This window comes from Mesorhizobium sp. M5C.F.Ca.IN.020.29.1.1 (genome assembly GCF_003997375.1).
GTDB lineage: Bacteria > Pseudomonadota > Alphaproteobacteria > Rhizobiales > Rhizobiaceae > Mesorhizobium > Mesorhizobium wenxiniae.
Genome location: NZ_RZSW01000339.1, coordinates 1 through 6797, shown reverse-complemented (window position 1 = coordinate 6797; position 6797 = coordinate 1). Strand labels below are relative to the sequence as shown.

Sequence of the window (6797 nt, the reverse complement as noted above, 5' to 3'; positions counted from 1 at the left end):
TCAGCAGGCCCATGACGCTCTCCCTTCGGTTTTGTTTCCAACCGATGTTGACCGTTTAGCCTCCGCGACGCCGCACCGCCAGCCCTCTTACCGATTCAAGTCCTCTCACCGGTTCTCCAGTCCTCTCACCGATTCTAAAGTCGTATGAACAGAAGCGGCAAGAAGTGTTACTCCTATAAAGTTACGGTCACTGATTCTATACCTGACCGCTACACATGCCGGAGGGCTTCCGCCTTAGCGGAAGAGGCAAGCTTTAAACGGCGCCTTGCGGTCGAGACGGTTCGCAAGCTGCCAACCAAGGGAGGTTCAACGCTATGGCGACACCAGACCGCGTAAGTTATTGGAACAAGACCAAGAGCCTCATGTTCGTCATGCTGGGCCTGTGGGTGTTCTTCGGTTACGTCATCCACATGTTCGTGGAGCAACTCAACACCATCGTCATTTTTGGTTTTCCGCTCGGCTTCTACATGGCCGCCCAGGGTTCGCTTATCGCCTTCGTCGTCATGCTGTTCTGGTTCGCACGGCGCCAGAACGCGATCGACGAAGAGCATCATGTCAATGAAGATTGATCGGGGGGAACGTCAATGGCTAACACGACATCTACCACCGCAAGCGGAGGCGACTTCACCTCCAATCTTGGCCGCATCTACGGCATCTACACCGGCGGCTTCATAGCCTTCATCATCCTGATGGCCATCTTGAGCGCCATGGGTGTCGAGAACGTTGTAATCGGCTACCTGTTCATGGGCTTTACCATCGTCATCTACGCGGTGATCGGCATCCTGAGCCGCACCATGCATGTCGGCGAATATTACGTCGCCGGGCGTCGCGTACCGGCGCTCTACAACGGCATGGCGACCGGCGCCGACTGGATGTCGGCGGCTTCCTTCATCGGCATGGCCGGCTCGCTCTACCTGCTCGGCTATGACGGCCTCGGCTTCGTGCTCGGCTGGACTGGCGGCTACGTGCTCGTGGCCATCCTCGTTGCGCCCTATCTGCGCAAGTTCGGCGCCTACACGGTCCCCGACTTCCTGTCGGCGCGCTATGGCGGCAATCTCGCCCGCTTCATCGGCGTGATCGTTCTGTTCTCCTGCTCGTTTACCTATGTGGTTGCGCAGATTTTCGGCACCGGGCTGATCTCGGCTCGCTTCCTTGGCATCGACTTCAACGTCGCAGTCTATGTCGGCCTCGCCGGCATCCTGGTGTGCTCCATGCTGGGCGGCATGCGCGCCGTAACCTGGACGCAGGTCGCCCAGTACATCGTGCTGATCATCGCCTATCTCATCCCTGTCATCTGGATGTCGACGGTGAAAACCGGCGTGCCGATCCCACAATTGATGCAGGGCCAGGCGCTGGCGAACATCACCGCGCTTGAGACGGCGCAGGGCATCACGGTGCATCACATCACGCCATTCGTGCATGGCGGCTACGATGCAAAGAACTTCTTCCTGCTCATCCTCTGCCTGATGGTCGGAACGGCGTCATTGCCGCACGTCCTGATGCGATACTTCACTACCCCGTCGGTGCGTGAAGCGCGCGTCTCGGTCGCCTGGTCGCTGCTGTTCATCTTCATCCTCTACTTCACCGCGCCCGCCTATGCGGCGTTCGCCAAGTGGACGATGCTCGACCTGGTGGCGTCGGGCCTGACGCCTGAAAACATCGCCGAGAAAGCCGGATGGATGATGCGCTGGGCCGCTGCCGACAATACGCTCGTGCAGATCTGCGGTAAGGCGGCGACAGACAGCGCGGCGATCGTCGCGGCCTGCGCCGAAAAGGGCGTCACGGCACTTTCGTTTGCCGACATCAACCTCAACGCCGACATGATCGTGCTGGCCACGCCGGAAATGGCCGGCATGCCTTACGTCATCTCGGGCCTCGTCGCCGCCGGCGGCCTTGCCGCCGCGCTGTCGACTGCGGACGGCCTGCTGCTGGCCATCGCCAACGCGCTCAGCCACGACATCTACTACAAGATGATCGACCAGAATGCGCCTACGTCGCGGCGTCTGATCGTGTCCCGCATCTTGCTGGTTATGGTCGCGGTGCTGGCCGCCTACGTCGCGTCAACCAAGCCGTCGGACATCCTGTCGATGGTGTCGTGGGCGTTCTCTCTGGCCGCCGGCGGGCTCTTCCCGGCGCTGGTGCTCGGCGTCTGGTGGAAGCGGGCCAATTCGACCGGCGCTGTCGCCGGCATGATCGCAGGCTTCGGCATCACCCTCTTCTATCTGGTGATGACCCAGTACGGCGCCGATTTCGACAAGGCGACGCCGAACATGGAATTGTGGTGGGGGGTGAAAAACATCTCGTCGGCGACTTTCGGACTGCCGGTGGGCTTCGCCGTGATGATCATCGTCAGCCTTCTCACCAGGGCGCCGTCACGGGATATGCAGGATTTCATCGAGGAAATCCGTGTCCCTCGCGGCAAGCAGATGATGGAAGAAAAGATTGCCTGATTGCGCATAGCGATCGGCGCAAGAGGCGGGGTCCGGTGACGGACCCCGCTTTCATTTCGGGGACGTCGCTGGCATAACGCGGCGCCGCCGCCGCTTGGAAAATCGCCCATGCACGATTTCTGGTCCTATTGGTATTTCCACATACCGAATTTCATCCTCGCCGCGGTGATGTACACGCTGATGGGGCGTCTCCTGCTCGGCCTCTTCGTGCCCGAAAGCTGGGACAACTACATCTGGCGCTTCTTCAAGTCCGTCACGGACCCGGTCCTGCGGATCGTGCGGACCATCACGCCGTCGATCCTGACCCAGCCGGTGGTGATCGTCTTCAGCGTGCTCTGGCTTATGGCCTTGCGCGTCGGCTATCTCGTTTTTCTGATCAATTTCGGCATTGCGCCGATGGCTTCACAAGGGGGTTGAGGCAATGGACAGAAACGCTCTTGTGCCGGTCATGGCGGTCGCCATCGTCAACGGTATCTTTTCGCCGTGGGTGCTGTTGGTGTTCCTGTTCTATCCGGTCTGGTATCCGGGCTGGGCGCCTCCCTTGAGCCAGATCGTTTACATGGCAAGTGCGCTGATCCTGTCGACGATGACCATCATGCTCGCCGGCGTCCCGGCCGCGCTCTATGAGCGCTGGTCGGCGCACCCCAGGAGCATCGTCGTCTCGTCTATCTGGCTTGCCGGCACGGTTTTGTTGACGCTGCCGGCGCTGCCGAATGTGATGCGGGCGCTACGCGGCGGCTGAGAATTTCCCGCCCCAGCCTGTCAGCGTTCTTCCCGGCGGAACGGCTTGAGCAGCGCCGAAGGCGCGACGGCATTGCGCGACATCACCGCCATGGCGACGATGGTGAAGATGAAGGGCAGCATCAGGAACGCCTCATAGGGGATGTGGCCGAGCCCGCTCGCCTGCATGCGCAGTTGCAAGGCATCGACGAAGGCGAATAGCAGGGCGGCCCCTGCCGAACGCCAGGGGTCCCAGCGACCGAAGACGACCAGCGCGATCGCCACCCAGCCACGTCCGGAGACAAGGCCGAAGGTGAAAGCGTTGAACTGCACCATCGACAGGAAAGCCCCGGCCAGCCCCATCAGGGCGCCGCCGAGGATCACCGCCTGGAAGCGCGTGGCGATAACGCCGACGCCGGCCGAATCGGCGGCGCGCGGATTTTCACCGACCATGCGCACGGACAGGCCCCACGGCGTCCGGTAGAGCACGAAGGCGGCCAGGGGAACGGCTGCCATCGCCATGTAGACCAGCGAAAACTGGTTGAACACCGCCGGTCCGAGCACCGGGATGTCGGAGAGAACAGGGATCGGCAGCGTCTCGAAACTCTTGATGCTGGGCGGCACCGATTGCTGGCCGAAGATCAGCCGGTAAAGGAAATAGGCGAGGCCCGACGAGAACAGCGTCACGCCGATGCCGCAAACATGCTGGCTGAGGCCGAGCGCCACCGTGAACAGCGCATGCACGGCACCCATCAGCGCACCGGTGACAACTGCCGCAAGCACGCCGAGCCACAGGCTGCCGCTGAGGCCGGTCGCGGTGAAGCCGGTCATCGCCGACAACAGCATGATGCCTTCGATCCCTAGATTGAGCACGCCGGCGCGCTCGGAGAACATCTCGCCCAATGTTGCGAAAGCCAGCGGCGTGGCAATCCGGATGATGGCGGCCAGGAAGCCGACCTGAAAAATCTGTTCGAGCACGACGCTCATTTTGCTGTCCCCACGCGGCGGATGCGGTAGGCGGTGAACAGCAGCGCCACCAGCATGGCGAGCAGCGCGGTTCCCTGGATGACATCGCTGAGAAAGGCCGGAACGCCGGTGGCTCGCGACATCGCCTCAGCGCCGGTCATGACGGCGGCGAGGAAGAGCGCCGCCGGCACCACGCCGAGCGGGTTGAGCCTCGCCAGCATGGCGACGACGATGCCGGAATAGCCATAGCCCGGCGAGATGTCGCTCATCACCTGGAAATGCACGCCGCCGACCTCGCCGACGCCGGCAAGCCCGGCCAGCGCGCCGGACAGCAGCGCCGTCGAGATCAGCACGCGCTCGACATGGATGCCGCCATAGCGCGCAGCTTCTGGATTTTCGCCGATGACCCTGATCCTGAAGCCGAGCGTCGTGCGCGCGATCAGGAACCAGATGACCGGCGCAGCAAGGAACGCTGCCACAACGCCGAGATGCAGCCGCGTCCCTTCGAGCAGCACCGGGAAATTCGCGGAATCCTCGATCGGGGGCGAGATCGGGTAGCCGCTGAACGTATCTTTCCACGGGCCCTCGATCAGCGCCATCAGGGCGTAGAAGATGACCGAGTTGAGCAGCAGTGAGCTGACCACGTCATCAACACTAAATTTGACGCGGAGCGTCGCCGGCACCAAGGCGACTGCGGCACCGGCGGCAGCGCCTGCCGCCGCCATGAGAAGCATGGCGAGCGGCCCCGGCATCGGGATGGCGCCGACCGCGCAGCTCGCCACCGCACCGGCCAGCAACTGCCCCTCGGCGCCGATGTTCCAGAATTGGGCACGGAAGGCGACGGCGACGGCCAGCCCGGTAAAGATCATCGGGGTCGCGCGCACCAGCGTTTCGGTGATGGCGTAGCTGTCGCCCAGCGACGCCGAGAACATCACACCATAGGCTTCGATGACGCCGGCACCGGCCAACGCGATGAGGCCGCTGCACAGCACCAGCGTTGCTCCGATCGCCAGCAGTGGCAGAGCGAGATTGAACCAGCCGGGCGTGCTGGTGCGGGCTTCGAGGCGAAACATCAGGCTGTCCCCTCCGCCCCGGTCATCATCAGGCCGAGCCGCGCAATGGTGGCGTCGGCGCTGTCGAGCGTGCCGACGATCCGTCCCTCATACATCACCGCGATGCGGTCGCAGAGCATGAGCAGCTCTTCGAGATCTTCGCCGAGGACGATGATGCCGCAGCCCCTGCCACGCATGTCGAGGAACTTTTCGTGGATGAAGCGCGCCGCACCGATGTCGAGACCTCGCGTCGGCTGCGACACGATCAGCACCTTGGGGTCGAAGGCGAGCTCGCGCGCCAGCAGCGCCTTTTGCAGATTGCCACCGGACAGCGCTCCGGCCCGCGTCATCGGTCCGGGGCAGCGTATGTCATAGGCCTTGATCTGCGCTTCGGCGAAGGCGCGGATCGCATCCGGCCTGAGCAGGCCGTTGCGGCTGAACGCCCCCGTGCCGATGCGCGGCAGCACCATCGAATCCGCCAGCGGCAAATTGGTGACCAGACCGGTCGTCATCCGGTCTTCCGGGATGCGTCCGAGACCGAGCGCCTGCACCTCGCGCGGCGAGAACCGCGAGACCATTTTGCCGGCTATCGTCATCCGGCCGGCATCGGGCGCGCGAACGCCGGAGATCACCTCGGCAAGCGCCCGCTGGCCATTGCCCGCGACACCGGCAATGCCGAGGATCTCGCCGGCACGCACGAAGAGCGACACGTCGCGCAGCGCCATGCCGGAATGCCGCGACGTCGAGATGCCGTCGAGGGTCAGCACCGGGGCACCTGTCGTCGATGGTCCCCTGGCCGGCGGAACGATTTCGTGGCCGCACATCAGCCTCGCCATGTCCGAGGATGTCGTGCTTGCGGGGGTATCGACGCGCCCGGTCACGCGGCCATGCCGCAGCACCACGCAGCGATGGGTGAGCGCCCTAACCTCGTTGAGCTTATGCGAGATGAAGATGATGCCGAGGCCCTGGGCCGCCATCGAGCGCAGCGCCGAAAACAGCCCGTCGACCTCTGTCGGCGCCAGCACCGCCGTCGGCTCGTCTAGAATCAGCAGCCTTGCACCGCGAAACAACGCCTTGACGATTTCGAGCCGCTGCTGCTCGCCGATCGACAGCACCGAGACGGGAAGGTCCGGATCGAGCGTGAGTCCATGCTGCCGGCCGATCTCGTTGAGCCGCGCCAGCCCGCCGGCGCGGTCGATCCGGCCCGACTTTCCGGGGATGCCGATCAGCAGGTTTTCCAGCACCGAAAGCCGCGGTGCGAGATGAAAGTGCTGGTGCACCATGCCGATGCCGGCGGCAAGCGCGTCGGCCGAGCTGTTGATCGTCACCGGCCGGCCCTGAACCAGGATCTCGCCGGCGTCGGGCGCATAGGCGCCGAACAGCACGTTCATCAGCGTCGTCTTGCCGGCGCCGTTTTCACCCAGCAGCCCGAGAATCTCACCCGGCGCGACGCTGAGATCGACGGCTTCGTTTGCCTTGACGGCGCCGAAGCTCTTGGAGATGCCGCGCATTTCGATGAGTGGGGCAGATGTTGACAAGGGTGCTCCTGGTGGGAGATGGCGCGACTCTTCACCCTCCCCTTGTGGGGAGGGTCGGCTTACGATCGTAG

General features: G+C 63.6%; 7 protein-coding genes. 4 read left to right on the top strand and 3 right to left on the bottom strand.

Annotated features, from left to right (window positions below; genetic code table 11):
* Positions 1-314: 314 nt before the first annotated feature.
* The 4 genes from EOA85_RS23340 to EOA85_RS23325 all read left to right on the top strand — a co-directional run bounded on the left by EOA85_RS23340 (position 315) and on the right by EOA85_RS23325 (position 3192).
* Positions 315-569, top strand: a complete 255-nt coding sequence (locus EOA85_RS23340) for a DUF4212 domain-containing protein (protein ID WP_065010248.1) — start codon at positions 315-317, stop codon at positions 567-569.
* A 15-nt stretch (positions 570-584) separates the two neighbouring features.
* On the top strand, positions 585-2450 hold the full coding sequence (locus tag EOA85_RS23335) for a sodium:solute symporter family protein (RefSeq protein ID WP_127211338.1): 1866 nt from the start codon (positions 585-587) through the stop codon (positions 2448-2450).
* 108 nt (positions 2451-2558) lie between these two features.
* Positions 2559-2867 carry a YggT family protein gene (locus EOA85_RS23330; RefSeq protein ID WP_127211337.1) on the top strand — a complete coding sequence of 103 codons (309 nt, stop codon included), beginning with the start codon at positions 2559-2561 and terminating at the stop codon, positions 2865-2867.
* A gap of 4 nt (positions 2868-2871) precedes the next feature.
* The gene (locus EOA85_RS23325) at positions 2872-3192 is read left to right on the top strand and encodes a hypothetical protein (RefSeq protein WP_127211336.1); all 321 of its coding nucleotides are present in this window, start codon (positions 2872-2874) and stop codon (positions 3190-3192) included.
* A 20-nt stretch (positions 3193-3212) separates the two neighbouring features.
* On the opposite strand, the gene EOA85_RS23320 is transcribed toward EOA85_RS23325, so the two are convergent.
* From EOA85_RS23320 to EOA85_RS23310, 3 genes are read right to left on the bottom strand one after another with little or no spacing between them, the layout of a single operon-like run.
* On the bottom strand, positions 3213-4157 hold the full coding sequence (locus tag EOA85_RS23320) for an ABC transporter permease (RefSeq protein ID WP_127211335.1): 945 nt from the start codon (positions 4155-4157) through the stop codon (positions 3213-3215).
* Positions 4154-5209: an ABC transporter permease gene (locus EOA85_RS23315; RefSeq protein WP_127211334.1), complete on the bottom strand. Its 1056-nt coding sequence runs from the start codon at positions 5207-5209 to the stop codon at positions 4154-4156. Before EOA85_RS23315 ends, EOA85_RS23320 begins: the two co-directional genes overlap by 4 nt.
* Positions 5209-6699 carry an ABC transporter ATP-binding protein gene (locus tag EOA85_RS23310; RefSeq protein WP_127211339.1) on the bottom strand — a complete coding sequence of 497 codons (1491 nt, stop codon included), beginning with the start codon at positions 6697-6699 and terminating at the stop codon, positions 5209-5211. The genes EOA85_RS23315 and EOA85_RS23310 overlap by 1 nt, the downstream gene beginning before the upstream one ends.
* Between the last annotated feature and the right edge of the window lie 98 nt (positions 6700-6797).

Excerpts from the sequence above, each read along its gene's own strand:
- EOA85_RS23340 (WP_065010248.1), top strand. The coding sequence starts at position 315 with ATGGCGACACCAGACCGCGTAAGTTATTGGAACAAGACCAAGAGCCTC.
- EOA85_RS23325 (WP_127211336.1), top strand. The coding sequence starts at position 2,872 with ATGGACAGAAACGCTCTTGTGCCGGTCATGGCGGTCGCCATCGTCAAC.
- EOA85_RS23335 (WP_127211338.1), top strand. The coding sequence starts at position 585 with ATGGCTAACACGACATCTACCACCGCAAGCGGAGGCGACTTCACCTCC.
- EOA85_RS23320 (WP_127211335.1), bottom strand. The coding sequence starts at position 4,157 with ATGAGCGTCGTGCTCGAACAGATTTTTCAGGTCGGCTTCCTGGCCGCC.
- EOA85_RS23330 (WP_127211337.1), top strand. The coding sequence starts at position 2,559 with ATGCACGATTTCTGGTCCTATTGGTATTTCCACATACCGAATTTCATC.
- EOA85_RS23310 (WP_127211339.1), bottom strand. The coding sequence starts at position 6,699 with ATGCGCGGCATCTCCAAGAGCTTCGGCGCCGTCAAGGCAAACGAAGCC.
- EOA85_RS23315 (WP_127211334.1), bottom strand. The coding sequence starts at position 5,209 with ATGTTTCGCCTCGAAGCCCGCACCAGCACGCCCGGCTGGTTCAATCTC.